Annotated in this window: 1 tRNA gene; it reads left to right on the top strand. The window is 48.9% G+C overall.

What is annotated here, in order from left to right:
• Positions 1-236: 236 nt before the first annotated feature.
• Positions 237-313 (top strand) — tRNA-Ile (locus tag ACNKW3_RS19855).

Raw genomic sequence — 313 nt, 5'->3', positions numbered from 1 at the left:
GCTGGGAGAGCGCCTGCCTTGCACGCAGGAGGTCAGCAGTTCGATCCTGCTTAGCTCCACCACTTTTTATGTCGGCAAACAACGTAAAGTTTAAGATGTAAAAATAACACTGATTGCGAGCAGTTATTTTGCAATAGGTTTCGACTCGACAAACGACGAAGGAGCATACATAAGTATGTGACTGAGGAGAGTGGAGACCAAGAAAGCTAGTGCGGAATAAATGCGAAGTAAGCAGGAGGCTTGTAGCTCAGCTGGTTAGAGCGCACCCCTGATAAGGGTGAGGTCGGCAGTTCAAGTCTGCCCAAGCCTACCA

The organism is Glaciecola sp. 1036, assembly GCF_050306235.1.
In the GTDB taxonomy this organism is placed as follows: domain Bacteria; phylum Pseudomonadota; class Gammaproteobacteria; order Enterobacterales; family Alteromonadaceae; genus Glaciecola.
Note: the sequence above shows the minus strand (reverse complement) of the source record. Positions and strands in the feature narration are given on the sequence as shown.